This window comes from Curtobacterium sp. LFS079, from assembly GCF_047977865.1.
Classification (GTDB): domain Bacteria; phylum Actinomycetota; class Actinomycetes; order Actinomycetales; family Micrococcaceae; genus Arthrobacter.
In genome coordinates, this window is record NZ_JBFPFO010000002.1 from 429758 (window position 1) to 454744 (window position 24987).

The 24987-nt window shown below is 67.1% G+C and carries 27 protein-coding genes; 13 read left to right on the forward strand and 14 right to left on the reverse strand.

Going from position 1 to position 24987, the window contains the following annotated elements; genetic code table 11:
- Positions 1-52 precede the first annotated feature (52 nt).
- Genes ACNQPB_RS05420 through ACNQPB_RS05435 form a run of 4 tightly spaced genes read left to right on the forward strand, consistent with a single transcriptional unit; the run spans position 53 to position 3534 of the window.
- Complete coding sequence (locus ACNQPB_RS05420) at positions 53-1429, forward strand: cation:dicarboxylate symporter family transporter (RefSeq protein ID WP_498749738.1); 1377 nt, start codon at positions 53-55, stop codon at positions 1427-1429.
- Positions 1430-1439: 10 nt separating this feature from the next.
- Positions 1440-1613, forward strand: coding sequence for a hypothetical protein (locus ACNQPB_RS05425; protein WP_498749739.1), 174 nt, complete (start codon positions 1440-1442; stop codon positions 1611-1613).
- 27 nt (positions 1614-1640) lie between these two features.
- A complete protein-coding gene (locus ACNQPB_RS05430) occupies positions 1641-2285 on the forward strand; it encodes a class I SAM-dependent methyltransferase (RefSeq protein ID WP_498749740.1) in 645 nt (214 codons plus the stop codon).
- Between the two features lie 34 nt (positions 2286-2319).
- On the forward strand, positions 2320-3534 hold the full coding sequence (locus tag ACNQPB_RS05435) for a helix-turn-helix domain-containing protein (RefSeq protein WP_498749742.1): 1215 nt from the start codon (positions 2320-2322) through the stop codon (positions 3532-3534).
- 37 nt (positions 3535-3571) lie between these two features.
- Here the strand turns inward: ACNQPB_RS05435 and ACNQPB_RS05440 are convergent, their stop codons facing one another.
- The 4 genes from ACNQPB_RS05440 to ACNQPB_RS05455 all read right to left on the reverse strand — a co-directional run bounded on the left by ACNQPB_RS05440 (position 3572) and on the right by ACNQPB_RS05455 (position 5191).
- Entirely contained in the window at positions 3572-3793 is a 222-nt protein-coding gene (locus tag ACNQPB_RS05440; RefSeq protein WP_498749743.1) for a hypothetical protein, read from the reverse strand.
- Between the two features lie 95 nt (positions 3794-3888).
- Positions 3889-4308, reverse strand: coding sequence for a helix-turn-helix domain-containing protein (locus ACNQPB_RS05445; RefSeq protein ID WP_498749745.1), 420 nt, complete (start codon positions 4306-4308; stop codon positions 3889-3891).
- Positions 4309-4445: 137 nt separating this feature from the next.
- Positions 4446-4751 carry a winged helix-turn-helix domain-containing protein gene (locus ACNQPB_RS05450; protein WP_498749747.1) on the reverse strand — a complete coding sequence of 102 codons (306 nt, stop codon included), beginning with the start codon at positions 4749-4751 and terminating at the stop codon, positions 4446-4448.
- Positions 4748-5191, reverse strand: a complete 444-nt coding sequence (locus tag ACNQPB_RS05455; protein WP_498749749.1) for a hypothetical protein — start codon at positions 5189-5191, stop codon at positions 4748-4750. Before ACNQPB_RS05455 ends, ACNQPB_RS05450 begins: the two co-directional genes overlap by 4 nt.
- 342 nt (positions 5192-5533) lie before the next feature.
- Between ACNQPB_RS05455 and ACNQPB_RS05460 the strand changes: the two genes are divergently transcribed.
- The 8 genes from ACNQPB_RS05460 (at position 5534) to ACNQPB_RS05495 (ending at position 14574) form a co-directional block, all read left to right on the forward strand.
- Positions 5534-6640 carry a LacI family DNA-binding transcriptional regulator gene (locus ACNQPB_RS05460; protein ID WP_498749750.1) on the forward strand — a complete coding sequence of 369 codons (1107 nt, stop codon included), beginning with the start codon at positions 5534-5536 and terminating at the stop codon, positions 6638-6640.
- Between the two features lie 67 nt (positions 6641-6707).
- Positions 6708-8387: an ABC transporter substrate-binding protein gene (locus ACNQPB_RS05465; protein WP_498749752.1), complete on the forward strand. Its 1680-nt coding sequence runs from the start codon at positions 6708-6710 to the stop codon at positions 8385-8387.
- A 301-nt stretch (positions 8388-8688) separates the two neighbouring features.
- On the forward strand, positions 8689-9666 hold the full coding sequence (locus ACNQPB_RS05470; protein WP_498749754.1) for an ABC transporter permease: 978 nt from the start codon (positions 8689-8691) through the stop codon (positions 9664-9666).
- A gap of 9 nt (positions 9667-9675) precedes the next feature.
- Positions 9676-10674, forward strand: coding sequence for an ABC transporter permease (locus ACNQPB_RS05475; RefSeq protein WP_498749756.1), 999 nt, complete (start codon positions 9676-9678; stop codon positions 10672-10674).
- Positions 10671-11615: an ABC transporter ATP-binding protein gene (locus ACNQPB_RS05480; RefSeq protein WP_498749757.1), complete on the forward strand. Its 945-nt coding sequence runs from the start codon at positions 10671-10673 to the stop codon at positions 11613-11615. The genes ACNQPB_RS05475 and ACNQPB_RS05480 overlap by 4 nt, the downstream gene beginning before the upstream one ends.
- Positions 11612-12664 carry an ATP-binding cassette domain-containing protein gene (locus ACNQPB_RS05485; protein WP_498749759.1) on the forward strand — a complete coding sequence of 351 codons (1053 nt, stop codon included), beginning with the start codon at positions 11612-11614 and terminating at the stop codon, positions 12662-12664. The genes ACNQPB_RS05480 and ACNQPB_RS05485 overlap by 4 nt, the downstream gene beginning before the upstream one ends.
- Complete coding sequence (locus tag ACNQPB_RS05490; RefSeq protein WP_498749760.1) at positions 12665-14218, forward strand: glycoside hydrolase family 32 protein; 1554 nt, start codon at positions 12665-12667, stop codon at positions 14216-14218.
- Between the two features lie 122 nt (positions 14219-14340).
- Positions 14341-14574, forward strand: a complete 234-nt coding sequence (locus ACNQPB_RS05495) for a hypothetical protein (RefSeq protein ID WP_498749762.1) — start codon at positions 14341-14343, stop codon at positions 14572-14574.
- A gap of 47 nt (positions 14575-14621) precedes the next feature.
- Here the strand turns inward: ACNQPB_RS05495 and ACNQPB_RS05500 are convergent, their stop codons facing one another.
- The 7 genes from ACNQPB_RS05500 to argH all read right to left on the reverse strand — a co-directional run bounded on the left by ACNQPB_RS05500 (position 14622) and on the right by argH (position 21879).
- Positions 14622-16007, reverse strand: a complete 1386-nt coding sequence (locus ACNQPB_RS05500) for an MmgE/PrpD family protein (protein WP_498749763.1) — start codon at positions 16005-16007, stop codon at positions 14622-14624.
- The gene (locus ACNQPB_RS05505) at positions 16004-16960 is read right to left on the reverse strand and encodes a polysaccharide deacetylase family protein (RefSeq protein WP_498749765.1); all 957 of its coding nucleotides are present in this window, start codon (positions 16958-16960) and stop codon (positions 16004-16006) included. The genes ACNQPB_RS05500 and ACNQPB_RS05505 overlap by 4 nt, the downstream gene beginning before the upstream one ends.
- Complete coding sequence (locus ACNQPB_RS05510) at positions 16957-17802, reverse strand: polysaccharide deacetylase family protein (protein WP_498749767.1); 846 nt, start codon at positions 17800-17802, stop codon at positions 16957-16959. Before ACNQPB_RS05510 ends, ACNQPB_RS05505 begins: the two co-directional genes overlap by 4 nt.
- 3 nt (positions 17803-17805) lie before the next feature.
- On the reverse strand, positions 17806-18651 hold the full coding sequence (locus tag ACNQPB_RS05515; RefSeq protein ID WP_498749769.1) for an ABC transporter substrate-binding protein: 846 nt from the start codon (positions 18649-18651) through the stop codon (positions 17806-17808).
- An 80-nt stretch (positions 18652-18731) separates the two neighbouring features.
- On the reverse strand, positions 18732-19508 hold the full coding sequence (locus ACNQPB_RS05520) for an amino acid ABC transporter ATP-binding protein (protein ID WP_498749771.1): 777 nt from the start codon (positions 19506-19508) through the stop codon (positions 18732-18734).
- Positions 19505-20404, reverse strand: coding sequence for an amino acid ABC transporter permease (locus ACNQPB_RS05525; protein WP_498749772.1), 900 nt, complete (start codon positions 20402-20404; stop codon positions 19505-19507). Before ACNQPB_RS05525 ends, ACNQPB_RS05520 begins: the two co-directional genes overlap by 4 nt.
- Positions 20401-21879 (reverse strand): argininosuccinate lyase, encoded by a 1479-nt coding sequence (gene argH / locus ACNQPB_RS05530; RefSeq protein WP_498749773.1) that lies wholly within the window; start codon positions 21877-21879, stop codon positions 20401-20403. Before argH ends, ACNQPB_RS05525 begins: the two co-directional genes overlap by 4 nt.
- A 142-nt stretch (positions 21880-22021) precedes the next feature.
- Here argH and ACNQPB_RS05535 point away from each other — a divergent pair, with 142 nt between their 5' ends.
- On the forward strand, positions 22022-22696 hold the full coding sequence (locus ACNQPB_RS05535) for a GntR family transcriptional regulator (protein ID WP_498749774.1): 675 nt from the start codon (positions 22022-22024) through the stop codon (positions 22694-22696).
- A gap of 113 nt (positions 22697-22809) precedes the next feature.
- Here the strand turns inward: ACNQPB_RS05535 and ACNQPB_RS05540 are convergent, their stop codons facing one another.
- The 3 genes from ACNQPB_RS05540 to ACNQPB_RS05550 all read right to left on the reverse strand — a co-directional run bounded on the left by ACNQPB_RS05540 (position 22810) and on the right by ACNQPB_RS05550 (position 24736).
- Positions 22810-23325, reverse strand: a complete 516-nt coding sequence (locus ACNQPB_RS05540; protein ID WP_498749776.1) for a phosphoribosyltransferase — start codon at positions 23323-23325, stop codon at positions 22810-22812.
- A 1-nt stretch (position 23326) separates the two neighbouring features.
- On the reverse strand, positions 23327-23791 hold the full coding sequence (locus tag ACNQPB_RS05545; RefSeq protein WP_498749778.1) for a DUF8821 family protein: 465 nt from the start codon (positions 23789-23791) through the stop codon (positions 23327-23329).
- Positions 23792-23926: 135 nt separating this feature from the next.
- Positions 23927-24736, reverse strand: coding sequence for a MoaF C-terminal domain-containing protein (locus tag ACNQPB_RS05550; RefSeq protein ID WP_498749780.1), 810 nt, complete (start codon positions 24734-24736; stop codon positions 23927-23929).
- Positions 24737-24987 lie beyond the last annotated feature (251 nt).

Here is a 24987-nt window from a genome sequence, read left to right on the forward strand (position 1 = left end):
TGTGATCTTTGTGCCACACGGTTGAAACCAAGCATCCCTATCGTGGACTCCCATGAATCCCAACGCCTCTTCCCTGGCCGGACAAGCTGCCGGACAAGCCGCCGGAAAAGCCGCCGGAAAAGCCGCCGGCCGAATTGGCGGGCCGGTCCGCGGACCCAAGGCACCGCCGTCGTCGAAGCCGTTCTACAAGTCCCTTTTCCTGCAGATCCTGCTTGCCGTGGTGGCCGGCGTGCTGATCGGCCATTTCTGGCCGGAGCTCGGCTCGGCGCTGCGGCCCCTGGGCGACGGCTTCATCCAGCTCATCAAAATGATCATCGCCCCGCTCATCTTCCTCGTGATCGTCACCGGAATCGCCGCGGTGGGCGACGTCAAGGCTGTAGGCCGGGTGGGTATCAAGGCGCTCATCTACTTCACCGCGGCGACGCTCTTTGCCCTGGCCTTCGGACTGCTGGTTGGCAACCTTGTACAGCCGGGTGCCGGGCTGAACATCGATCCGAACTCGCTCAGCCAGGACGCACTGAACGCGAAGACCAGCACCGCCCCGCCCAAGGACGCGGGCCAGTTCCTGCTGGGCATCATCCCCACCAGCGTGGTAGGTGCCTTCGCCAACAACAGCCTGCTCCAGGTGCTCTGCTTCGCGATTTTCTTCGGCTCGGCCGTGGTGGTGATCGGCAAGGAACGCTGCGCCCCGGTGCTCACCCTGATGGAGACCGTGCTCGACATCTTCTTCAAGATCATGGCGTGGGTCATGAGAGTGGCACCCATCGGGGCGTTCGGCGCCATGGCCTTCATCATCGGTCAGTACGGGCTTGATTCCCTGGGCACCTACGCGGTGCTGATCGCCGCCTGCTACGGCGCCGCCGTCGTCTTCATCTGCCTGCTGTTCCTGGTCGCGTGGGGTGTGGCACGCGTTCCGCTCTGGCCGTTCCTGAAGTACACCCGCGAAGAGTTCCTGTTAGCGTTGGGCACCGCCTCCACGGAATCGGTCATGCCGCGCATCATGACCAAACTGGCCAACGCAGGCTGCCCGCGCAGCACCACGGGCCTGGTCATTCCCACCGGCTACTCGTTCAACCTGGACGGCGCCGCGATCTACCTGTCCATTTCCCTGCTGTTCCTCGCCCAGGCCTTCGGCCACCACCTGGACCTCGGCCAGCAACTCGTCGCCCTCGGCATCCTCATGCTCACCTCCAAGGGCATGGCCGGCGTCCCCGGCTCGGCCTTCCTCGCCCTGTCCGCAACAGCAGGTGCGCTGGGCATCTTCCCGGTTGCCGGCGTCGCCCTGCTGCTCGGGGCCGACCGCCTGATGGATTCGATGCGCGTGGTGGTCAACCTGCTGGGCAACTGCGTGGCGACGTTCGTGGTTGCCAAGTGGGAAGGCCGCTTCGACCGCGAGGCGATGCTGCGGGCCTTCGCCGGCGCCGCATAGACTCCCACACATGAATGAGCGTCTGGTTGAGATCGACTGGGAGTCTGCGCGGGAGAGCAACCGGGAGAACTGGGAGGACCGCGTTCCGCTGCACAAAGAGGCCTACGCGCTGGATGCCTTTGATGACCCCGGCTACCTGACGGAAATCGTCCGGGCCGACCTTGCCGCGCTCGCTGGATTCTAGCCGAACGGGTCGGTTGCCGGCCTGGCCGTGTGCCACCTTCAATGCCATATCGGCACCGACACCCTCTCGTTCGCGAGGGCCGGAGCCTTGGTGACCGGTGTGGACTTTTCGCCCGCGGCACTCGCCTCGGCCCGGCAACTGGCAGACCGCCTCGGCTTGCATGCCACATGGGTGGAATCGGATGTTCTGAACGCCCGGGCCGCGGTGGAGGGGTCCTTCGATCTGGTGTACACGAGCATCGGGACCATTACCTGGTTCCCTGACCTCGACGGCTGGGCGCGGCAGGTGGCTGCGCTGCTGCGTCCGGGCGGGACGTTCTTCATCCGGGACGGCCACCCCGCGCTGTACTCCCTGGACGAGGAATCCGACGATCTGCGTATCCGCTACAGCTACTTTTGCAATGGAGCCGCCCAGCAATGGGACGACGATTCAACGTATGTCGGTGACGGCACCGTCTCCCATACGCGCACCTACGAATGGCCGCACCCGATTTCTGAAATCCTCAACGCACTCATCGGAGCGGGCCTGCGCATTCTCCGCATGGACGAGGGCCGGACCCTGCCGTGGAAGTACAGCCCCCGCATGGTGGAGGCCGAGGGTGGATTTGCCTGGCCGGACGGCGAGCAGGATCGTGTCCCCTGCACGTACACGATCATTGCCCAGCGTGACTGACTGGGGACTCTGCCCAGCCGCGTAGTCTTGCAGCATGCAGCAGGACGTGGAACAGCTTGTCGAGGAAGTGGCGCTCAAGCTCGGACGCGGCCTGTCCCTGGAGGACCTCGACGGCGTGCTGCTTGCCTACAGCTCCAACCAGTCCCACGCCGACCGCGTCCGCGTGAACTTCCTGCTTAGCAAGAAGGTGCCGGCCGACGTCAGCGCCTGGCAGCTGTCCCACGGCATCGCGACGGCGGTGCGCCCGGTGGTGGTCCCGGCCAACGATGAACTGGGCATGTTGGGCCGGGTGTGCGTTCCCCTGCTGGTGCGCGGATTCCGGGTGGGGTACCTCTGGGTGCAGCAGGACCTTGAGGAGCAAAGCGCGACGGCGATCCTCGCCCAGCTGCCCGGCGTGCGGAACGAACTGGACCTGCTGGCCGGGCTGCTGCTGGAATCCAACACCGCCGAATCCGAGTTCCGGCGCCGCCGCGAACGGGAGTTCCTCTCCGCCTGCGAGGGCGAATCGAACGCGCTCGCCACGGTGGCCGGCTGGAAGGAAATCCAAGGCAAAGCCCCATGGCAGCTCGTGGTGGTGCTCGACGCCGGAGGGGGCGACGGCGTCGGCGATCCCCTCGCGGCGACCCTCATCCACCGCTCGGCGGCGCTGCAGTCCACCATCGGCGTCGACTCCGTACTGTTCAGTGCCGGAACAGAAACCCATGCCGTGATGCTGTTCCGGGAAACCGCCGGCCGGGCCGTGCACGCCCAGGTGCTGGTGCACTACCAGCTGGAACTGGCCAAGCGCGCAGGCCGCGGCGTGGAGCGGCTGATCCTGGGCATCAGTGAACCGCTGCCCGTGATCCGCGGACTCGGCCCCGCCTACCGGCAGGCCAAGCTCGCAGCCCAGGCCGCCGCCGTCGACCCCCGCCTCGGCGAGCTGGTGGACAGCCGCTCCACCGGCGTCTACCAGCTTTTCGACCGACTGACGGCGCCGGGCGGCTGGGACGACCAGGGCTCGGTGCACTTCGGCACGCTGGAGGCCGCGGACCGCAACGGGGAACTCCTGCCGGTGCTGGAGCTGCTGTACGACAGCGACGGCTCGGTCCAGGAGGTGGCGAAGGAACTGCACCTGCACCGCAGCAGCATCTACAACCGGCTGGCGCGGATCCGGCAGCTGATCGGCGTCGATCCCCTCAACGGCGGAGTCCGGCTGGAGCTGCACGCGGCGCTTAAGGCCAGGAGATGGGCGGCCCGGCCGCGGATCTGAGGATCACTGGATCTGAGTACGGGAGCGGATCCGGGGCTCAGCTGTCGGCGGGGTCGCGGAGGGGGATTTCGCCCGCTTCCGGCCGCCGGGTGCGGCGCCGGGCGAGCCTGTTGTCCACCCAGAAGGCGACCGCAACAAAGGCCACGCCGGCGAACATGAATGTGGCGACGAAATTCAGTCCCATGAGGGATCCCAAGGGGGCGGCAACGGCCATCGCGGCCAATCCCGCCAAGATATGCCAGCCCTTGAAATTTCGCACGGATTAAGGGTATCGCCGGGGGTGCAATCCAACGGCCGCTTCGGTGCGATTGTTGCTTGATCCTTATCACGCCGTCATGTGCGTCGGGAACGGCGTCACTCTTGCCCGGCGGGCTCCCCTTCCACAGAGGCCTGATCCGCGTTCTTTTTCTGGGCTTTCTGGGTTTCGAGCCAGGCCATGATGTCGCCGAGCCGGATGCGCCGGTGGGTGCCCCGGTACTCCACCGGGATTTCGCCCCGGTCGGTCATATTCCGCAGATAGGTGTGCGAGATGCCCGCAAGCTCCGCGGCCTGGGACGTGGTGAGCATTTCCTCGACACTGCTGACGCTCACCGCTTCGCCGCGGCCGAGCCTTTGGAGCAGGTCGACGACGGCGTCCCGAGCCGTGGCGGGGAGTCGGTGGACGGTGCCGTCCACGAACACCGTGATGTCGTTGCTGTCCTGGAGGGAGCGCGCCAGGCTTTGGGCGTCGCCGGCGGGCAGGCCGGGGGTTACGCGGGGGGCTCTCAATGCCATGGCAGAAGCCTAGCGCCCCGGGAACCGAGGAGGCGCGGTGCCCCGATTAGACGGTTCCCGCACGGCTAGACGGTGGCCAACGTCTTGTGGTGCGGGAACCGTCTAATCGGAGGTCGCATGCCCCGGAGTGTTCTGAATCAGCCGCCTGCGATATCCCGGAGGACCCGCAGGTGGTCTGCCCAGGCCTCGCGTCCGCTGGGGGTCAAACTTGCCGATGTCCGGGGCATTTTCCCGGCGAAGCTCTTCTTGATCTTCACGTAGCCGGCCTTTTCCAAGAGGGCCAATTGCTTGCTGAGCACGGAATCGCTCACCTGGATGGCATCCCGGATGTCCTTGAAGTCCAGCAATTCAGCATGTGCAAGGGCTGCCATGATCGAAAAGCGGACTGGTGAGTGGATGAGCTCATTGAGCCCGTGGCGCGGATGCTCCGGGGGAGTGCTCATGCCCGCAGCTCGCGGAATGCGGCTGCCAATCCGAGCAATGCCAGGAAGAGCGCGGCGGGGATGTAGAACCACGGGTTTCCGGTGGGGAAGAGTGTGGCTCCCAGAATCAGGGAGGCTGTGTAGAGAGCGAAGTAGGCGAAGAGGGAAGTCAGGAACCGCCGGGTGTACCCGGCCTTGGTGGATTTCTGGAACATCGGCCAGATGCTTGCGGTGACGGCCCCCCAGATGCCTGTGGATACTGCCAGCAAGGGCGCGCCGTATCCGGTGTGGGTGACGATCTGCATGCCAATCATCAGCAAAGAACCGATGATGGCCAGGCTGGTGAAGACCATGGCCGAAGGCCAAGCCGCTGAACCGGTGGAGATGGCTCCGATCGAGTCGGCCTTCGCCAATAGTTCCCGTGCCTGCTCCGGCGACACGCTGCCTGTTGTTTCTTCCACGATGCTCCCCCTGTAGCTGTGTTGATGCCCTGTGTACCAATGTGGCGATTTTAGGAAAGTACTTTCCAAGCTGTCAAGTACTTTCCTTGGTCGTCCGATTAGACGGTTCCCGCATGGTTAGATGGCGGCCAACGTCTTGTGGTGCGGGAACCGTCTAATCGGAGGTTGCGGGGAGTGGCGGACCGCCCTCTGAAATGCGGTGGAAACTCTTCGTTGACACCTCCGACTAACGCGCGTAACCTGAATCACACCTTCTTAGTAACGCGCGTTACCAACGAAGGTCCGGAACGACAGCAAGGCAAGCGGCACGCTTGCATCGACGAAGAGCAAGTGGAGCATTCAATGGCGAGAAGCACCGCCGAGGGCAGAGCCGCGAAGGCCGCGGGCAAAGCCGCGACCGCCTCGGGCAAGCCGCGTCAGCGCGGCGTCACCATGACCGACGTCGCCCGGCACGCCGGCGTTTCCCGCACCACCGTCTCCTTCGTCCTGAGCAACCGTGAAAACGCCGGCATCTCCGAGGACACCCGCAACCGCATCGCCGAAGCCGTGCAGGAGCTCGGTTACCGGCCCAACGCCGGCGCCCGCGCCCTGGCCTCCCAGCGCAGCGACTGGTACGGGATCGTCACCGAGATCGTCACGGCCCCGTTCGCCGTCGACATCATCAAGGGCGCCCAGGACCAGGCGTGGCTGGACCGGCGCTTCCTGCTCATCGCGCCCTCCGACCAGGCCGATGCGCAGGGCCCCAACCAGGGGCTGGAAGACGCCGCGATCGAAAAGCTCCTGGAACAGCGCGTCGAAGGACTGCTCTACGCGGCCACGTACCACCGCGGTGTGCATGTTCCGGAAAGTGCCAACGAGGTTCCCACGGTGCTGATCAACTGTTTCGACGCCGACGGCAAACTGCCGTCCATCGTCCCGGACGAACGCGCCGGGGGCAGGGTCGCCGTCGAACGTTTGCTCCAGGCCGGCCACACCCGGATCGGCGTGATCAACCTTGACCCTGACATCCCCGCCGCCGTCGGGCGCCTGGAAGGCTGCCGGGAAGCTCTCGCTGCGGCCGGGCTGGAACTGGACCCGGAGCTCGTTATCTCCGGAAACGCGACGGCGGACGGCGGCTATGCGGCCGCCTGCACGATTCTTGACCGGTATCCGGAAGGGGAGGGCCGGCCGACGGCCCTGTTCTGCCTCAACGACCGGATGGCGATGGGCGCCTACGACGCCATCAAGGAACGGGGACTGACCATCCCCGGGGACATCGCCGTGATCGGCTTCGACAACCAGGAATTGATTGCGGCCTACCTCAGGCCCAAGCTCACCACGGTTGCGTTGCCCTTCGAGGAAATGGGCGCTCTGGGAGTCCGGACGCTCGCAGCCCTCACAGCAGGACAGCCGATCGCTGCCGACCAGCAGCTGGTCGACTGTCCGCTGCTTGAACGTTCTTCAGTCTGACCGCGAAATCACCACTGAAGATCTGCCCCAACCCACCTTTCAGCAAGATAGGAATGAGATAACCATCATGACACAATCCCGGTTTCTGAGGTCTGCGCGCATTACCGCGGCCGGCCTGGCAGTGGGGGCGTTGCTCCTCACGGGTTGTTCGGCAACGGCAAACAAGCCTGCCGGGGCTTCCGCCGCGGCAGCAAACCAGAACGCCCTGCTCACCATCCCACGCGAAGACATGAGCACCTTCGACCGCAATTTCAACCCCTTCGCCCCCACCGTGAATCCGATGGTCAACCAGGCGATCTACGAGACGCTGCTGGTCTTCAACCCCGCCAAGGGAGACACCACCCCTTGGCTCGCCACTGAATGGAAGGTCGCCAAGGACGGCAAGTCCATTACCTACACCCTTCGGGACGGCGTGAAGTGGTCCGACGGCAAGCCGTTCGTGGCCGAGGACGTCGCCTACACCTTCCAGCTCCAGAAGAAGATCAAGGGCGGCTTCGAATACCTCAAGGCAGTCACAGCCGAAGGCACCAACAAGGTCACCTTCACCTTCAGCAAGCCGTGGTCTCCGGCCCTCTATGAGCTCGGACAGCTCCCGATTCTGCCCAAGCACATCTGGTCCGCGATCGCCGACCCGGCGAAAGACCCCAACGCCACGCCTGTTGGCACAGGTCCGTACACCCAGGTGGATGGTTTCCAGGCCCAGTCCTTCGTGCTCAAGAAGAACCCCAACTACTGGCAGCCGGAGAAGCAGAAGATCGCCGGTATCAAGATGCTCGCCATGTCCGGCAATGACGCGGCCAACCTCGCCAGCGTCAACGGGGACGTCGACTGGTCCACCCAGTTCATCCCGAACATCGAGAAGACCTTCGTCGCCAAGGACAAGGAACACCGCCACTACTGGTTCCCGCCCACGGGTGCCATGATCAACTGGCAGCTGAACACCACCAAGGCCCCGTTCAACGAGCCGAAGGTCCGCAAAGCCCTCAGCATGGCCGTTGACCGCGACCAGGTGGCCAAGATCGGCATGAGCGGCTACGCCCAGGCTGCCGACTGCACCGGCCTCTCCGGCAATTACGAGAAGTGGAAGAACCCCGCCGTCAAGGACAACTGCAGCTGGACCAAGCTCAACGTCGAGGAAGCCAACAAGCTCCTGGACGAGGCCGGTTACGCAAAGGGCGCCGACGGCAAGCGCACCCTGAAGGACGGCAAGCCCTTCGAATTCAAGATCTCCGTGGGCGCTTCCTCCTCCGACTGGCTGTCCGTGGCCAACGTGATTTCCCAGAACCTGCAGGCCGTGGGCGTCACTGCCAAGGTGGATTCGCCCGACTGGGCCTCTGTGGTGGCAGGCTACGAGCAGGGCACGTTCGACTCCGGCATCGTCTGGAGTGCCAATGACCCCAGCCCGTTCAAGTACTTCAACACCTCCATGGGCACCGCCTCAGTCAAGCCCGTGGGCACCAAGACCTTCGACAACTACCACCGCTTCGGCGACCCGAAGGCTGACAAACTGCTGGCGGAGTTCGTGGCGGCCGGCGATGAAACCAAGCAGAAGGACATCGCCTACAAGCTCCAGGAGGAGTACAACGACGCCGCACCGCTGGTGCCGTTGTTCTCCGGCCCGGAATGGGGCGACTACACGGACGTCCACTTCACCGGCTGGCCCACCCAGGACAACCCGTACGCGACCCTTTCGGACCGTTCGCCGACCACTGTCCTGGTTCTGACCACCCTGGAACCGCGCAAGTAATCCCCACTGCCTCCCTGGCCTCGCTTCGCTTCGGCCAGGGAACCCGGGCAGCGTGGGCCCACCACTGCCTCCCTGGCCTCGCTTCGCTTCGGCCAGGGAACCCGGGCAGCGTGGGCCCACCACCGCCTCCCTGGCCTCGCTTCGCTTCGGCCAGGGAACCCGGGCAGCGTGGGCCCACCACTGTCCGGCGGCGTGCTGCTTGCCAAAGCAAGCCCTGCCGCCGCCGGGCGGACACCATATCTTTTTCCGGCCGTGACCCTCCACGGTTCCGGCCACCGCAATTCCCGAACGGAGGGAAACCGTGCGCTTCATCCTGCGCCGCCTTGGTTTTTACCTGATCGCCTTCTGGGCCTCCATCACCCTGAACTTCCTGCTCCCGCGCTTCATGCCCGGCGACCCCGTCTCCCGCATGTTCGCCCGCACTCAGGGCAAGATGCAGCCCGAACAGATCGAGGCCCTGCGCAAGCTCCTCGGGGTGGACAGCCGCCCGATCTGGGAGCAGTACGCCGACTACCTGCACAACATCGTCACGGGCAACATGGGCGTTTCCATCACCCGCTTCCCGACCCCCGTCACCGAGGTCGTCGCCGCCCAGATCGGGTGGACCCTCCTGCTGGGCGGGACCGCCCTGGTGATTGCCGCCGTCGTGGGCAACCTGCTGGGCATCCTCGCCGCCTGGCGGCGCGGCGGCGCGATCGACTCGGCGCTGCCGCCGCTGCTGATCTTCATCGGCTCCTTCCCGTACTTCTGGCTGGCGATGGGTGCGCTGTACCTGTTCGGCATGATCCTGGGCTGGTCCCCGCTGCGCCACGCGTTCACCGACGGCCTGGAACCGGCCTTCAGCTGGGAATTCATTTCCGACGCCGGCGCCCACCTGGTGCTGCCCGCGCTGACTATCGTGCTGGTCTCGATCGGCGGCTGGATGCTCGGCATGCGCAACACGATAATCGCCACCAACGCCGAGGACTACATCACCATGGCCGAAGCGAAAGGACTCAGGCCGGGCCGGATCATGTTCCGCTACGCCGCCCGCAACGCCATGCTTCCCTCGGCCACCGCGTTCGGCATGAGCCTGGGCTTCGTGGTGGGCGGTGCGCTGCTGACCGAGGTGGTGTTTGCCTACCCGGGCGTGGGGTACCAGCTGCTCAACGCGGTGCAGGGCCTGGACTACCCGCTCATGCAGGGCCTCTTCCTGACCATCACGGCCGCAGTGCTGCTGGCCAACTTCCTGGTGGACATCCTGTACGTCCGCCTCGACCCGCGCGTGCGCAGCAACTAGGAGCCTGCGATGACGACTTTCATTGATCCCGTACTTTCCGCCGTGGAGAACGCAACGGAGAGCCCGACGGCGGCACCCGGCGCTGCTGCTCCGGCGCCTGCCGCGGGGGGTCCGTCTGCCGGTAAGGCGCCCCGCAAACCGAAGCAGGGCCTCATCCACGGTCTCCTGACCAACCCGAAAGCCATGGTTGGCGCCACGATCCTGCTGGTGTTCATCGCCCTGGCGCTGCTGGCGCCGGTGCTCTTCCCGGGGGACCCCTCGCGGATCACGGACATGGCCAGCTTGGAACCGTCCGCCGAACACTGGCTCGGCACCACCGCCAAGGGCCAGGACGTCCTGGCCCTGACCGTCCACGGCTCCCGAAGCTCCCTGCTGGTCGGCCTCACCGTGGGCCTCGCATCCACCTTCGTGGGGATCCTGGTGGGCCTGGCCGCGGCCTACTTCGGCAAGTTCATTGACGAAGCATTGTCCCTGGTCACCAACGTGTTCCTGCTCCTGCCGGGCCTGCCGCTGCTGGTCATCCTCGCCGCGTTCCTGCCCCCGGGCCTGGGCACGGTGATCCTGGTGCTGATCGTCACCGGCTGGGCAGGCTCTGCCCGGGTGCTGCGCTCGCAGGCGCTGTCCATCCGCTCCAAGGACTTCGTGGCCGCGGCCGTGGTGTCCGGCGAGCGGGCGGGCCGGATCATGTTCCGCGAGATCCTGCCGAACATGGCCTCGATTGTGATGGGCACCCTGCTGGCCTGCGTCATCTACGGCATCGGCGCGCAGGCGGGCCTTGAGTTCCTGGGCCTGGGCGACGTCAGCACCGTCTCCTGGGGCAACAACCTCTTCTGGGCCGGCAACGAGGGCGCCCTGCTCACGGGCAGCTGGTGGGTGTTCGTGCCGTCGGGCCTGTGCATCGCCCTCGTGGCCTTCGCCCTGGCCCTCATCAACTACGCCGTGGACGAGGTCACCAACCCCCGCCTGCGGAAGATCAAGCCCGTTTCAGAAAGGAGCACAGCGAAATGACCGTCTCCCAAGTCTCCTTCGGATCGCACGAGCCGGTCCTGGAAGTCAAGGACCTCACCGTGAAGTACGTAGGCGATACCCGCTCCACCACCGCCGTCGACCGTGTTTCCTTCAGCATCGGCACCGGCGAGATCTTCGGCCTGGCCGGCGAGTCCGGCTGCGGCAAGTCCACCATCGCCAACTCGATCATGCGCCTGCTCAAAGACCCGGCGAAGATCGCCGGCGGCAGCATCCGCTTCGGCGGCAAGGACGTGCTGGCGATGAGCCCGGAGGAACTGCGCCGCTTCCGCTGGCAGGACGTGGCCATGGTGTTCCAGTCGGCCATGAACTCGCTCAATCCGGTGCTGACCATCGGCGAGCAGATCACCGACATCTACACCACCCACGCCGGCTACTCCCGCAAGGAATCCCTGCGCCGGGCCGCGGAACTGCTGGAACTGGTCCGGATCGATCCCGTCCGGCTCAGGTCCTACCCGCACCAGCTCTCCGGCGGCATGCGCCAGCGCGCCGTGATCGCCATGGCCGTGGCCCTCAAGCCCTCGCTGCTGATCCTGGACGAACCCACCACCGCGCTGGATGTGGTGGTGCAGCAGGAAATCATGGCCCAGATCAAGGAACTGCAGCACGAACTGGGCTTCTCCGTCCTGTTCATCACGCACGACATGTCCCTCATGGTGGAACTCTCCCACCGCATGGCCGTCATGTACGGCGGCCGGATCGTGGAAACCGCCAAAGCCGCGGACATCCACAGGGCCCCCCAGCACCCCTACACCCAGGCCCTCATGGGCGCCTTCCCGCCGCTCACCGGTCCGCGCGTTCCGCTGACCGGACTGGCCGACGGCGTGAAGTTCCGCAACATCCCCGACCTCGCCGAGTTCTCGCCCGGCCATTTCGTGGCACCCGTGGGTGCCGCCGCCACCCTGGAAGGAGCTTCCCGATGAGCAGCACCAGTCTGGCCGCCTCCGCGACCCTTGCGGGGGCCGGGCAAACGGCCCTGGAAATCCGGGGCCTCAGCAAGACCTTCCCCATCGGCGGGCTGTTCTCCCGCAAGGCCGTCCGGGCCCTGCACCAGGTGGATCTGACCCTGGGCCGCGGCGAAATCGTCGCCCTCGTGGGGGAGTCCGGTTCCGGCAAGAGCACCCTGGCCCGCTGCGTGGCGCGCCTCGAAAAGCCGAGCTCCGGGGAGATCCTGCTGGACGGCGTCGACGTCCTCAAGCGCGACCGCTTCCAGGCCTCGCGGGAGTACCGCTCTCAGCTGCAGATGGTGTTCCAGGACCCCTTCGGCTCGCTCAACCCGGCACACCGGATCGAGCATTTCCTGCGCCGCTCCCTCGCGATCCACGGCAAGGCCGGCTCCGCCGCCGAAACGCAGCAGCGGCTCGAGGAGCTCATGGCCACCGTGGGCCTGCAGCCGGACATGCTCAATTCCTACCCGCACGAACTCTCCGGCGGGCAGCGCCAGCGCGTGGCCATCGCCCGGGCGCTGGCCGTGGAACCCCAGGTGATCCTCGCCGACGAGCCGACCTCCATGCTGGACGTCTCGGTGCGGATCGGGATCCTGAACCTGATGCGCAAGCTCCGCGACGAGCAGGGCATCTCGATGCTCTACATCACCCACGACCTCGCCTCCGCCCGCTACCTCGCGGACCGCACGGCAGTGATGTTCGCCGGGGAACTCGTGGAGGAAGGCGAATCGCTGGACCTCCTGGCCAATCCGGCCCACCCGTACACGCAGCTGCTGGTTTCCGCGGTGCCGGACCCGGCCCGTTCGGGCTCCTACGATCCCGTCCGCAGGGCCGAGCTGCGCGCCGCGGTGATGAGTCCGGCGTCGTGCGCGTTCGACGGCGACCCCGAGCAGCCGTGCTCCGCCGAGCAGCCCGTCCGGCACCGCGTGGGCGATCCCGAAAACCGCCACTGGGTGCGCTGCCACCTGTACCGTCCCGCCGCCGGCTCCGCCGGCCACGCCCTCGTAGAAGCCAAGGTCTCCTGAATGACTGAACTGACCCACCCGCTCGCCACCGTTCCCCGCGGGGAACTCGTGGCCCGCGCCGAAGCCGACCCGCACCGCCCCCGCTTCCACTTCGTGTCCCCGGCCGGCTGGCTCAACGACCCCAACGGCGTCAGCCAGTGGAACGGCACCTACCACTTGTTCTACCAGTACAACCCGGAGGGCGCCTTTCACCACCGCATCCTCTGGGGCCACGCCGTTTCCACGGACCTCGTGCACTGGGAGGACGTGCCCGTGGCGCTGGAGCCGGGCGCGGGCCCGGATTCGCCGGACCGGGACGGCTGCTGGTCCGGTGTCCTGGTGAACGACGGCGGCACGCCCACCCTGGTGTACTCCGGCCGGCACGGCGAGCACGAACTGCCCTGCGTAGCAGTGGGCTCGCCCGACCTGCTGAGCTGGGCGAAGGCCCCGGAGAACCCGGTGATCGCGGCCCCGCCGGCCGGCGTCGACATCACCGCCTACCGCGACCACTGCGTCTGGCGGGAAGGGGAGAAATGGCGGCAGCTGGTGGGCTCGGGCATCCGCGGCCGCGGCGGCACGGCGTTCCTGTACGAGTCCGCGGATCTGCGCTCCTGGGACTACGTGGGCCTGCTGTTCATCGGCGACGCCTCGGGCGACCCGGAGGCCACGGACTGGACCGGCACCATGTGGGAATGCGTGGACTTGTTCCGTGCGGGCGCCGGAACCCTCGGTTCCGCTTCGGCCGAGGCGGCGCCGGACGCGCTGGTCTTCTCCGCATGGAACGACGGCGACACCCGCCACCCGCTGTACTGGAGCGGCCGCTACTCCGGCGACACCTTCGAGCCCGCCGCCCTGCACCGGCTCGACTACGGCGGCCGCTACTTCTACGCCCCGCAATCGTTCCTCGACGGGTCCGGCCGGCGGATCATGTTCGGCTGGCTGCAGGAGGGCCGCCCCGAGGAAACCTCCGTGGAGGCCGGCTGGTCCGGCGTCATGAGCCTGCCCCGCGTCACCACCCTGGCCGCGGACGGCACGCTGCACTTCGCGCCGGTCCCGGAACTGGAACGACTGCGCACCGGACATGTCCAGTTGCCCGGGCGGGTGCTGGTGGGAGAGGGAACCCCCGTGGTTCCCGGAATTTCCGGTGATCAACTGGACCTGGAAATCGAACTGCAGCTGTCCGCCGGTTCCGTGGCGCGGCTCGGGCTGCTGGGTTCGGACGACGGACGCGAGGAAACCGTCGTCGAGCTGGTCCTGGACGCGGACGGCACGTCCGGAACGCTGCGGCTTGACCGCAGCCGCAGCAGCGTGGCCGCCGAAGAGGAAGGCCTGGACACCGAGCCCAAGGAGGGCCCGGTCGCCATGCCCGACGGCCGCGTCTCGCTGCGCGTCCTGGTGGACCGCTCCGCCGTCGAGGTCTTCGCGAACGGCAAGCCGCTCACCGCGCGCGCCTACCCGGCGCTCGGCGGCGGCCGCGTCAGCCTGGCGGCCGCCGCGGGATCCGCACGGCTGTTGTCCTTCGACGCCTGGACCATGGGGGAGATCTTCGGAGGCGGGCGCGTCCTTTTCCCGTAAACCCGCTAAGTGCTCAGTTGTGGCGGCTTTTCGTGCGAAAAACCCGCCACAACTGAGCACTCAACTCTGGTGCAACCCATTCATCTGTTGATCAAAGGCGATCTGAATGCACAAAAGAATAGTTGCAGGCCTCACGGCCGCAGTCCTTGGCGTGGGATTCGCGGGAACGGGGGTCACCGTTCCTGGCCGTGTACTGGCAGACCGACTTCCTGGACCCGAACGGCGCCATGCCTTCCATCACGGCCACCGACTCCTCCGTTGCCATCACGGACGCACAGTTCAGCTCGGGGAAGGTGGGCGTGAACGTCTTCGACGGCCGCGCCGCCTACCAGGACCTGGTGGTGACTCCGCTATGAGCCCGGCCTTGGCGCGAGTTGGCAGTTCACGGCAGTGTCTTCGCAGATTACTGCCGTGAACTGCCAAACCGGTGTGGGGAACGTGGGTTCCGGGCGAACGCGATCCACTCCGTCTGCTGCCCGGGATCCAGGTGCCCCGCGGTCAGTCGGCGGAACTTGTCCTCCACCTCGGCCGGGCTGAGGGGATGACGCGCCCCGCCCCGGGCATGTTCCACGCGCGAGGCGAAGGTGCCACTGTCAGCCACGACCTCCACCAATGGCTCCCGCCCGGCCTCCGGATCCCGTACAGCCTCGATGCGCGCCAGCTGCGCCAATACTCCGGGGCTGTCGAAGTCCCTGAAGTCCTCTGGCATCAGCTCCTTGCCCTCCATCAGAAGGGCCAGGGACACCGGCAGGCTCATCCGGGCCTGGGCGGCGTCAGCGGGTGCGGGCGGGCAGATCATGGGGCGCAGGAAGTCGCTGACGTGCACCCGCACGGCCCGGACATCCTCGGGAGCCAGGCCTTCCGCGGCGAGGATGCCGAGGAAAGCGTCGACGGCCGTGTGGGCGCTGCGGCAGCTGGCGTAGGGCTTGATGGCGGAGTTCCCGAAGTGCCAGGTGGAGCCCAGCCCTTCCACCAGGAGACCGGGATCGACGCCGTCCGGGCCGCCGCCGTGCGTGGCGAAGAACCCGCCCCACACCGGCTCGAATACCTGCCACGGGCCGCTTCCACCTGCCTGCGCAAGAAGCGCCGCTTCGAGCCCTGCCCGTGCGGCCTGCCCTGGATGGAACTGTTTGGTCATGCTGCCGTCGGCGGAGAACGCCCAGCCTCCGGCGCTGGAACTTGCCGCGATGCCCAGGGCCGACGCCGACTGCCCGCCGTCCAGCCCCAGCATCACCGAGGCGGCGGCCGCCGCCGCGAACACCCCGCAGGTCGCCGTCGAGTGCCAGCCCCGCGCGTTGTGCCGGTCGTAGCCGCCCAGGGCGAGCTGCACCCGGCGTCCCACCTCGTAACCGGCCACCAGTGCGGGGAGGAGGCGCCCGTCCGGGCGGGACCCGCCGTCGGGCGCTGCGCCTCCGGGAAGAAGAGACAGCAGGACCGGGACCACGACGGCGCCGGAATGGTCGCATCCTTCCGTGTCGTCGATCTCGAGGCAGTGGGCCGCCACGGCGTTGACGAAGGCGGCGTCCTGCGGATCCAATGTGGCACGGTTGTGCCACAAACCCGCGACGCCCGCCACCGGCACGGGTCCGGGCCGCTGGAACACGGCCCGCGCAGCCCTGGCCGCGGGTTCGTCCTGGCCTGCCACCATGGCGCCAAGCGTGTCGAGGAGATGGTCGGAGGCCTTCTGCGCCAGAGCGGGGGAGAGCGGCCGGGAGGCCATCCCGGCTACCCATTCCCCCAAACGCACGGCCAGCGGCGGGAGCGCGAGGGGGCGGGCCGCCGTCGTCATGATTCCCGCGGCGCCGGGTCAAGCGCCAGGTCCAGGAACCGGCGGTAGGGGTGGTCCGCCTCCACCGGCTGCCCGGCCCAGTGCGCGGCAAGTTCGCCGGACGTCGCCAACCAGGCCTCCCCGGAGGCGATTGTGGAGGACAGGAAGTCTTCCAGCAGCCGCGCCCGTCCCGGGGTGCCCATGATTTCCGCGTTGAGCCGGAGCGTCAGCACGGTCCCGAAGCGCCGGGCGGCTGCGAACTCGATATCCCAGTTGTCCCGGACGGCCTCCAGGCTCTGGATCCGCGACTGTCCCGGCGGGAAGGGCGGGTCCAGGTTGAAGCCCAGGTACTGCAAGTCCTCCAGCTCGTAGCGGAAGGGCAGCTCCAGGACTCCGCTCCCGCCCAGCGGGAAGGGGCGGTCGTCGCCCGGCAGGGAGGAGGACCACTGGAAACCGGCGGCAGCCATCGCTTCCGGAAAGCCGGGCTTCCACTCGCCGGAGGGCGTGCGGAACCCGCGGGCCTGGATGCCGGAGACTTCCTCCAGTGCGCGGGCGCCGTCGAGCATTTCGGCCAGCTGGGCATCGAGGTCCAGGCTGTCGAAGTCCAGGTGGTGCATGCCGTGGCAGGCCAGTTCGTGCCCGCCCTGCAGCACGGACCGGACCAGCTCCGGGTGCTGCTGCGCGATGGCCCCGGGAACGAACCAGCTGGCCGTCACGCCCAGCCGTTCCAGCACGCGCAGGAGTCTGGCGGCGCCATGGTCCGGGCCGTACTGCCCCACGGAGCGGGACTTCAGCCGGTCCCGGTAGCCGGGGTCGAGCGCCAGGAAGGGCAGGTCGCCGTCGACGTCGATGGTGACGACGACGGCGCAGCGCGCCCCGTGCGGCCAGCCCGGCACCCGCGGCCCGTCCGCCGCGGCGGTGACTGCCGCCGTCGGGCTTTCCGGAGACACGGGGCTTTCCGGTGGGGTGTTCATCGCGGGAGCCTTTCGTTCCAGTCCTCGGCCACGGCGCGGGAGGTGGTCACCTGGACCCGCCCCGAGTCCTGGAGCGTGCCGAGGAATTCGTCCAGCAGGAGGGCCCGGCCGGGTGTGCCGATCACCTTCGGATGCCAGATGGTGCTGACCATCAGGCCTTCGTCCGCCGCGGCGAGGATCTCGTCCCGCCAACCGTTGAAAACCGGCCGGTAGGGCGCCACCCGGTCCAGTCCGGACGGGAAGTTCGGGGCGCGGTGGTAGGCGAAGGCGGTGTAGTCGTCGAAGAGGGACTTGGCCGGCAGTTCGATCAGGCCGTTCTCCGCGTGCCGGAAGGGCAGGTCACCGTTCCGGAGCGAACTGGAGTACAGCAGGCCTTCCTCCGCGAGGAGCTGCGCGGTCCGCGGATGCCAGTCGCCGGAGGGGGCACGGAAGCCCGCCCCCGGGGCACCGAGGAGCTGCCGGAAGATATCCCGGCTGCGGCGGATGATGGCTCGCTGCTCGTCCTCGGGCTTGCCGAAGAACACCTCGTGGCGGTGCCCGTGATGGGCCATTTCGTGGCCCTCGTCCAGCACCCTCCGGCAGAGCTCCGGCCACTGTTCCACCACCCAGGACGGGGTGAAGAAGGTGGCTGAGAGCCTGTGCCCGGCCAGGATGTCCAGGATCCGGGGCATGGCCCGGTGCGGACCGTAGGCCCCCAAGGTGAAGTAGCCCGGTTTGCGCCAGAGGGCGCCGCTGAGCATGGCGTCCCCGGTGGGCCCGTCGAGGTCAAAGGCCAGGGCCAGTGTGGCGCTGCGCGGTGTGGCGCTGCTGTCCACACCGGCCCCGGCGGTATCAGGCTTCACCGCTTACTTGACCCCGTTCAGGACCGGATCCGTGAGGCCGTAGCTCACGTTGTGGGAGTCCAGGATCTTCTTCAAGGTGCCGTCCGCCTTCATGTCCTGGAAGGCCTTGACCACCTTGTCCTGGAGCGCAGCGTTGCCCTTCTTGGTGGCGGCGCCGAACGGAAGCTCGGTGACGTTGCCCAGCACCATGGCGTACTTGCCCGGGTTCTTCTTCTCGAAGTAGACCAGGTTCTCCGCACCCTGGATGGCAAGCTGGGCGCGGCCCTGGTCAAGCTGCAGGCGCGCTGCTGCGCCGGAGTCGGTGGGGACGATGTTCACGGCCGGCTTGCCCGCGCCCTCGCACTTGTCCTTGCTGAAGCGCTGCAGAGCCGGGTAGTAGTCGGTCTTGGAGCTCACCGCCACGCTCTGGCCGCAGGCGTCGGTGTCCTGCGTGTACTTGGCCTTGTTGGCGCCCAGCGCGTAGAAGCGGCCCACGGACTTGAAGTAGTCGATGAAGTCGACGGTCTTCTGGCGTTCCACGGTGTCGGACATGCCGGAGAAGACGATGTCCACGCGGTCGGTGCGGACGGAGTTGATGAGCTGGTCGAACTTCTGCTGGGTGTATTCGACCTTCAGGCCCACGCGCTTGCCGATTTCGGTGACGATGTCCACGTCCACGCCCACCAGCTGGTTGCTGGTTTCATCCAGGTATTCCATCGGCGGGAAATCGGGGGACAGGCCGACGCTCAGCACGCCGTCCTTGATGGTGCTCAGCTTGGCGTCGGCGCTCTTGGCCGGCGTACCGCAGCCGGTGAGTGCGAGGGCAAGGCCGAGGACGGCGATGCCGCCCGCGAGGACGTTCTTCTTCATGTTTCTTCCTTCGGGGGGAGTGGGTTTTTCGGGGGAGGGAACGGGGGTGAGGCGCCGGAAGGAGCCCTACTTAAGGCGCCCTATTTAAGGACCCGGGACAGGAAGGCCCGGGTGCGGGGGTTCTGCGGGTTGTCGATGACTTCGGCGGGGCTGCCTTGCTCCACGATCACGCCGCCGTCCATGAAGACCACGCGGTCCGCCACCTCGCGGGCGAAGCCGATTTCATGGGTGACCACGATCATGGTCAGGCCGCCGGCAGCGAGTTCCTGCATGACCTTGAGGACTTCGCCCACCAGTTCCGGGTCCAACGCGGAGGTGGGCTCATCGAAGAGCATGAGCCGGGGCTCCATGGCCAGGGCCCGGGCGATGGCCACGCGCTGCTGCTGCCCGCCGGAGAGCTGGCGCGGATAGGCCGTGGACCGGTCTGCGAGACCGACCTTCTCCAGCAGGGCCATGGCCGCCTCGTTGGCCGTGGACACGCTGTGCCCGCGGACCAGGCGCGGGGCATGGGTGATGTTTTCCAGCACGGTCATATGCGGGAACAGGTTGAAGCGCTGGAAGACCATGCCGATCTCGCTGCGCTGCCGGGCGATGGCGTTCTCGTGGACCTGCTGGAGGACCTCGGGGTCCTCCGTACGGCGGTGCCCGATGACTTCGTCGCCCACGAAGACCAGCCCGGCGGTGGGTTGTTCGATGAAGTTGATGCAGCGCAGCAGCGTGGACTTTCCCGAGCCGGAGGGGCCCAGGATGCAGACCACTTCCCCGCTGCTTACCTCCAGGTCGACGCCCTTGAGGACTTCGTTGGGGCCGAAGTTCTTGATGATGTTGTCGAGCCGGACAAGTGGCTGGATGCTCATGCGACGCTCCTACGGCTGGTGAAGAACCAGACCACCTTCTGCCAGGGGGTCAGAGGCAGTGCCTTGCTGGAACTGCCCTTGGCGAAGCGGCGTTCCACGTAGTACTGGATGACGGACAGGACGGACACGGCCAGCAGGTACCAGATGCCGGAGACGATCAGCAGCTCCATGATCATGTTGTTGACCAGGTAGACGTGCTGGGCCTCGTTCAGGACTTCCGAGGCGCCGATCGCGGACGCCAGCGAGGTGGTCTTCAGCATGCCGATCGTTTCGTTTCCGATCGGCGGCAGGATGACCCGCATGGCCTGGGGCAGGACCACGGTCCGCATGGTCGCGGTGCCGGGCAGGCCGAGCGCCTTTGCGGCTTCGCCCTGGCCTTCATCCACGGACAGGATGCCGGCGCGGACCACCTCGGAGGTGTAGGCGCCCTGGTTCAGGCCCAGGCCCAGGATCGCCGCCACGAACGGCGAGACGATGTCCACCGTGCGGCCTTCGAGGAGCCCGGGAATGCCCACGCTGGGGAACACCAGGGCAATGTTGAACCAGAGCAGCAACTGCAGGTAGACCGGGGTGCCGCGGAAAAACCAGACGTAGATCCACGCGATCCCGCTGACCACCGGGTTGGAGGAGAGCCGCATGACCGCGACCAGCACGCCCAGCGCGATGCCGATGAACATGGACACGACCGTCAGGACCACGGTGATGCCCATGCCGGACACGATCGCCGGGAAGGTGAAGTATTCACCCACGGTGGGCCAGTCAATCTGGGCGCCCGCAAAGGAGGCGACGATCCAGGCCAGCACGGCCGCCGTCGCGATCGCGGCAATCCAGCGGGCCCAATGCTTGACCGGAACAATCCGGTAGGTGACGCGTGCAGTGACCTGGGTGGGCGTCATGGCGAAACCTCCTGGGAGGGGTTGGGGGTGGCGGAGTCGGGGGTGGCGAAGCCGGAGAGGCTGCCGGCCAGTGCGCCGCGCAGGGCGCTCGCCTGCGGGTCGATGTTCGACGGCGAGGTGCCGCCGGGTCCGGAGCGCCGGGCCAGTGCGGACTCGATGCTGAGCCGCTCGAGTGCCGCTTCAGTGATGCGGGAGTCGATGGACTGCGCCTGGGCCAGGCTCAGTTCTTCGAGCCCGATGCCTTCCGTCTCGCAGAAGTGCACCACTTCACCGGCGACGTCGTGTGCCTGGCTGAACGGGATGTCCTGTTCCGCGAGCCAGTCGGCCAGCTCGGTGGCGAGCGTGAAGCCCTGCACCGCCTGGCGGCGCATCGTCTCGGCGCGGACAGTGAAGGTGCGCACCATGCCGGTGATCGCGGGCAGGACCAGTTCGAGGGTGTCCGTGCTGTCGAAGGAAAAGTGCTTGTCCTCGGCGAGGTCGCGGTTGTAGGCGAAGGGCAGTCCCTTGAGCACGCCAAGCATGCCGCTGAGGTTGGCGTTCAGGCGGGCCGCCTTGCCGCGGGAGAGCTCGGCGATGTCCGGGTTCTTCTTCTGCGGCATGATCGAGGAGCCCGTGGACCAGGAGTCGTGCAGTCCGATCCAGCCGAACTGGGTGGTGGACCAGAGGCAAAGCTCTTCGCTCAGCCGGGAGATGTCCGTGGCCAGCATGGCGGTGGCGTAGAGGAAATCGGCTACGTGGTCGCGGCTGGAAACGCCGTCGATCGAGTTGACCACCAGGCCGGAAAAGCCCTGCTCGCGGGCCGCCGTCAGGGGCTCATGGCTGAGCGGGTTTCCCGCCAGTGCCGCCGCGCCCAGCGGAGAGAGCGACGACGATTCCCACGCGTTGCGGAGCCGCTGGACGTCGCGCGAGATCGCGGAGGCGTGCGCCAGCAGCTGATGGCCGAAGGTGATGGGCTGGGCGGGCTGCAGGTGGGTGAAACCCGGCGCGGCGACGTCGCGGTTTTCCTCCGCCCGCTGGATCAGCGCCTCGACGAGTCCGGCCGCTCCCGCTGCAAGGCGGGCCGCCGCGGCCCGGAGGTAGAGCCGCAGCTCGTTGGCGGTCTGGTCGTTGCGGCTGCGGCCGGCCCGGAGCTTTCCGCCCAGGGTGCCCAGCCGCTCCACGAGGACCCGCTCCAGGTAACCGTGGACATCCTCGTCCTCGGCGGCGGGGCGGACCTGCCCGGATTCGTGGTCAGCCACGATGTCATCCAGCGCCCTGCTGATTGCGGCGCGCTCGCTCTCGCTCAGGAGGCCTGCCCGGAGCAATTCACCGGCGTGGGCCTTCGAGCCGATCACGTCGAAGCGGACCATGCGGTAGTACTCCGGAGGGCAGCGGGAGATGTCTTCAAGGGCCTTGGCCGAGGGGGCGGAGAAGCGCCCGCCCCAGAGCTTTCCGGCCTCATGGTGCCCGGCGTCTTGTGCCTGAGCAACGCTCATTCTGTGATCCTTCCCACAAGTTTCTCCGTGAATGTATGACAATATTTGCCACAAGTGCCTACTAAGTCAAGAAATTGTCTGGCAAAATTGGTTTCATGACGTCGAATGGTGCGCTGTGGGGAGATCTGGGAACATGAGCGGCATGAGTGAAAGCAGGGGGGACACGGGAGGGGCATCCGCCCCCGCGGCCGAGACCATTGCCGAGGAGATCCGCCGCGCCGTCGTCAGCGGCGAGCTTGCCGCGGGTGCTCCCGTAACCGAGAAATGGGTTGCGGGCCAGTACTCCGTTTCGCGCACGACCATCCGTGAAGTATTGAACTACCTCATCGGCGAGGGTTACCTGGTCCGCCGCCCGTACCACAGTGCCCAGGTGCGCTCGTTTACGGAGAAGGAAGTCCGGGACATCATGGAGGCCCGCGAACTGGTGGAAGTCCACGCGGGGATCCGGTCCATCGCGGCGGGCCAGGGCAGCAAGGAGCGGCTCAGGGAGGCCCTGGCCAGCTACCTTGAAGCGATGGATTCAGGCGACATCGCGGAGAGTTCCCGGCGGCACCGCGAACTGCATGTGGCGTTGGTGGGGATGTCGGGGAACGAGCGGCTCATGAAGCAGGAGGAGCAGCTCATGATCGACTCCTCGCTCTTCGTGGCGGTCATCGATTCCCGGCGCGACGACGTCGAGAAGATGAAGCGCGTCCACACCCAACTCGTGGAGGCCTTCCTGGAAGGCGACCAGGAACTTTCGGTGCAGCTGGTCCGCCAGCACCTCGGCATGGTGGAAAAGGCCGCGATCGAGGAGCTGGAGCCCTCGCCGCGCTGAGGTTCCCCGGCAGATGCCCGACGGCGGCCGGCCCTTCCGCCCTTGGCGAGTTGGCAGTTCACGGCAATGTCTCCGCAGATTACTGCCGTGAACTGCCAAACCGGTGTGGGCGCTCAGCCCCGGGCCGTCACCGGCGGGAGGGCCGACCACGGGAAGGTGATCCACTTGTCCGTGCGCCGCCACTCGTAGTCCGGCTCCAGGATGGTGCGGGGCTTGGTGTACAGGCACACGGTCCTGACCTCGGCGCCCCAGTCGGCGATGAGTTCAACCACCTTGGCCAGGGTGCGGCCGGAATCCGAGACGTCATCCACCAGGAGCACCTTCTTGCCGTGAACCGCGCCCTCGTCCAGCATCGGCGGCAGGACCACGGGCTCGGGCAGCACGGTGCCGATGCCCGTGTAAAACTCCACGTTCAGGGCGCCGCACGCCTTGACGCCCAGCGCGTACGAGATGGAACCGGCCAGCAGCAGCCCGCCGCGGGCGATCGCGACGACGACATCCGGCTGGAACCCGCTGTCCACCACCGTCTGGGCGAGCTCGCGGGAGGCATCCCCGAAGGCGTCCCATGTGAGGACTTCGCGTTCGGGTTCGGGGAGGACGGCAGCGCCGGAATCGTCGAGGGTGGTCACCTCAGTATTCGCCCTTGATCACGAAGAACGAACCCCGGATCTCGCCGGCCAGCTTGGACTTCTGGCGGGCGAACTTGAAGCGCTCCGCAAGCTCCGCAGGCACCTCCATGCCCTGGGAAAGCTTGAATCCCACGGCGCGCTTTGCGCCTTCCGCCAGGCCGTACATCACGTTGATGGACAGTCCGGACTCGTAGAAGACGTAGTCCATCCGCAGGCCGTCGACCTCGAAGGATGACACCTCCAGCGGGGTGGAGGCGATGACGATCTCGCGCTCCTCGGCCAGGATGCGATGGATCCGCTCCAGGATCTCCGGAGCCTCCGCCGCGGGCGTGACCGTGAAGACGTGGCCGTATTTGTTCTTGTAGTAGCGGGCCTCGTTGGCGCGCAGCCCGGCGAGGGCCTCCGCCACGGGGGACGACTCCAGGCCCGTGGTAGAGACCTTCTCAAAATCAACGACGTACGACATGCACCCTCCCGATAGACGTCCTGTTCAGGACAACCATAGCGAGTCGGGGGTTTGTCAGCGCCGGGCCGCGCTGGGCCCGTGCCGGAGGCCCGGCTGCTACCGGGCCGCGCTGGGCCCGTGCCGGAGGCCCGGCTGCTACCGGGCCGGGTCAAGCTCCGGGGTGTGCGAGGTCATGCTGATCAGACGGCCGTGGGCGCCGAAGGTGAAGTGCACCGGCTCGGTGCCGGCTTCGTCCCAGCCGAAAAGGTAGCCGTGCGAGCGGATGGCCCTGACATCGCGGTGGTCGGCAATCGTCACGGAGCCGCAGGGGATGACCTTTTCGCGCCAGGTGAAGACGTAGATGCCCGGACGGATCTGGAAGGTGGTGTTGGTGTCGGTGTCTGCCAGGCCGCGTTCGGGTCCGGCCAGGCACTGCCACGTGTACCACTGCGGGCTGAGGTAGACGTGCTCGTAGGCGTGGATCTCGCTGTAGACCCACTCCACCCGGCGGCCGAGCAGCGCAGTGGTCTCCGCAACCGGCTCGCCCGTAGGCTCGGATCCGGCGATCACGCCGGGCAGGAACTCATGGCGGACGGCGGTTTCGCCTGGCTCCGCATGACCCAGGACGGCACCGACGAACAGCGCGCGGCCGAAGTCAAGGTCCAGGAAAAGCGACACCGAGTAGTTGGGGTCCGCTGCGGACTGCCACTGGGCGTAGTAGAGGCCCTCGGCCACGGCGAACGCCTCGTAGCGGTCGTCCCCGGACCGTCCCCCGGCGCTCCAGGCAACGGTGCCTGCGCCGAACTCGAAAACGAAGCTGCCGCCGTCGTTGTTCGCGGGATCGATCTTCACGGTCAGCTTGCTGCCTGCCAGGTCCTGGACGGGAGTGGCCTTGTTGGCGTCGAAGCCGGGAGCCAGGCCGTCCAGGGGCAGCCAAGTGGAGGTGTCGAGGAGGTTGTTGCTCATGGTGTGTCCTTATGTACAGCCGGCGGCTCGAGGACCGGCCGACGGCGATGGCGGCATCGGGCCCGCTGTGTGCCGGGTCACGTTTCGCGGCGGGCTTGGCTCCAGCGTAGGGAGGGTGCCGGGCCACTTCCTTGTCTGCGAGCGAAGGCCGCTTGTCGAAACCGGCAAGGCCGCTCCGGCGACCCGTCCTCCCCAAGCCCGGCGCCCAGCGACAAGTTGCGTTCGCGGCCGGTCAAGTGCCTGGGCAGGAT

What these genes read in the sequence shown, in the direction of transcription:
- ACNQPB_RS05505 (WP_498749765.1), bottom strand. Translation starts at nt 16,960, where the DNA reads ATGAACACCCCACCGGAAAGCCCCGTGTCTCCGGAAAGCCCGACGGCG.
- ACNQPB_RS05525 (WP_498749772.1), bottom strand. Translation starts at nt 20,404, where the DNA reads ATGACGCCCACCCAGGTCACTGCACGCGTCACCTACCGGATTGTTCCG.
- ACNQPB_RS05515 (WP_498749769.1), bottom strand. Translation starts at nt 18,651, where the DNA reads ATGAAGAAGAACGTCCTCGCGGGCGGCATCGCCGTCCTCGGCCTTGCC.
- ACNQPB_RS05535 (WP_498749774.1), top strand. Translation starts at nt 22,022, where the DNA reads ATGAGTGAAAGCAGGGGGGACACGGGAGGGGCATCCGCCCCCGCGGCC.
- argH (WP_498749773.1), bottom strand. Translation starts at nt 21,879, where the DNA reads ATGAGCGTTGCTCAGGCACAAGACGCCGGGCACCATGAGGCCGGAAAG.
- ACNQPB_RS05490 (WP_498749760.1), top strand. Translation starts at nt 12,665, where the DNA reads ATGACTGAACTGACCCACCCGCTCGCCACCGTTCCCCGCGGGGAACTC.
- ACNQPB_RS05450 (WP_498749747.1), bottom strand. Translation starts at nt 4,751, where the DNA reads ATGAGCACTCCCCCGGAGCATCCGCGCCACGGGCTCAATGAGCTCATC.
- ACNQPB_RS05425 (WP_498749739.1), top strand. Translation starts at nt 1,440, where the DNA reads ATGAATGAGCGTCTGGTTGAGATCGACTGGGAGTCTGCGCGGGAGAGC.
- ACNQPB_RS05475 (WP_498749756.1), top strand. Translation starts at nt 9,676, where the DNA reads ATGACGACTTTCATTGATCCCGTACTTTCCGCCGTGGAGAACGCAACG.
- ACNQPB_RS05420 (WP_498749738.1), top strand. Translation starts at nt 53, where the DNA reads ATGAATCCCAACGCCTCTTCCCTGGCCGGACAAGCTGCCGGACAAGCC.
- ACNQPB_RS05465 (WP_498749752.1), top strand. Translation starts at nt 6,708, where the DNA reads ATGACACAATCCCGGTTTCTGAGGTCTGCGCGCATTACCGCGGCCGGC.
- ACNQPB_RS05500 (WP_498749763.1), bottom strand. Translation starts at nt 16,007, where the DNA reads ATGACGACGGCGGCCCGCCCCCTCGCGCTCCCGCCGCTGGCCGTGCGT.
- ACNQPB_RS05435 (WP_498749742.1), top strand. Translation starts at nt 2,320, where the DNA reads ATGCAGCAGGACGTGGAACAGCTTGTCGAGGAAGTGGCGCTCAAGCTC.
- ACNQPB_RS05550 (WP_498749780.1), bottom strand. Translation starts at nt 24,736, where the DNA reads ATGAGCAACAACCTCCTCGACACCTCCACTTGGCTGCCCCTGGACGGC.
- ACNQPB_RS05460 (WP_498749750.1), top strand. Translation starts at nt 5,534, where the DNA reads ATGGCGAGAAGCACCGCCGAGGGCAGAGCCGCGAAGGCCGCGGGCAAA.
- ACNQPB_RS05445 (WP_498749745.1), bottom strand. Translation starts at nt 4,308, where the DNA reads ATGGCATTGAGAGCCCCCCGCGTAACCCCCGGCCTGCCCGCCGGCGAC.
- ACNQPB_RS05480 (WP_498749757.1), top strand. Translation starts at nt 10,671, where the DNA reads ATGACCGTCTCCCAAGTCTCCTTCGGATCGCACGAGCCGGTCCTGGAA.
- ACNQPB_RS05520 (WP_498749771.1), bottom strand. Translation starts at nt 19,508, where the DNA reads ATGAGCATCCAGCCACTTGTCCGGCTCGACAACATCATCAAGAACTTC.
- ACNQPB_RS05485 (WP_498749759.1), top strand. Translation starts at nt 11,612, where the DNA reads ATGAGCAGCACCAGTCTGGCCGCCTCCGCGACCCTTGCGGGGGCCGGG.
- ACNQPB_RS05545 (WP_498749778.1), bottom strand. Translation starts at nt 23,791, where the DNA reads ATGTCGTACGTCGTTGATTTTGAGAAGGTCTCTACCACGGGCCTGGAG.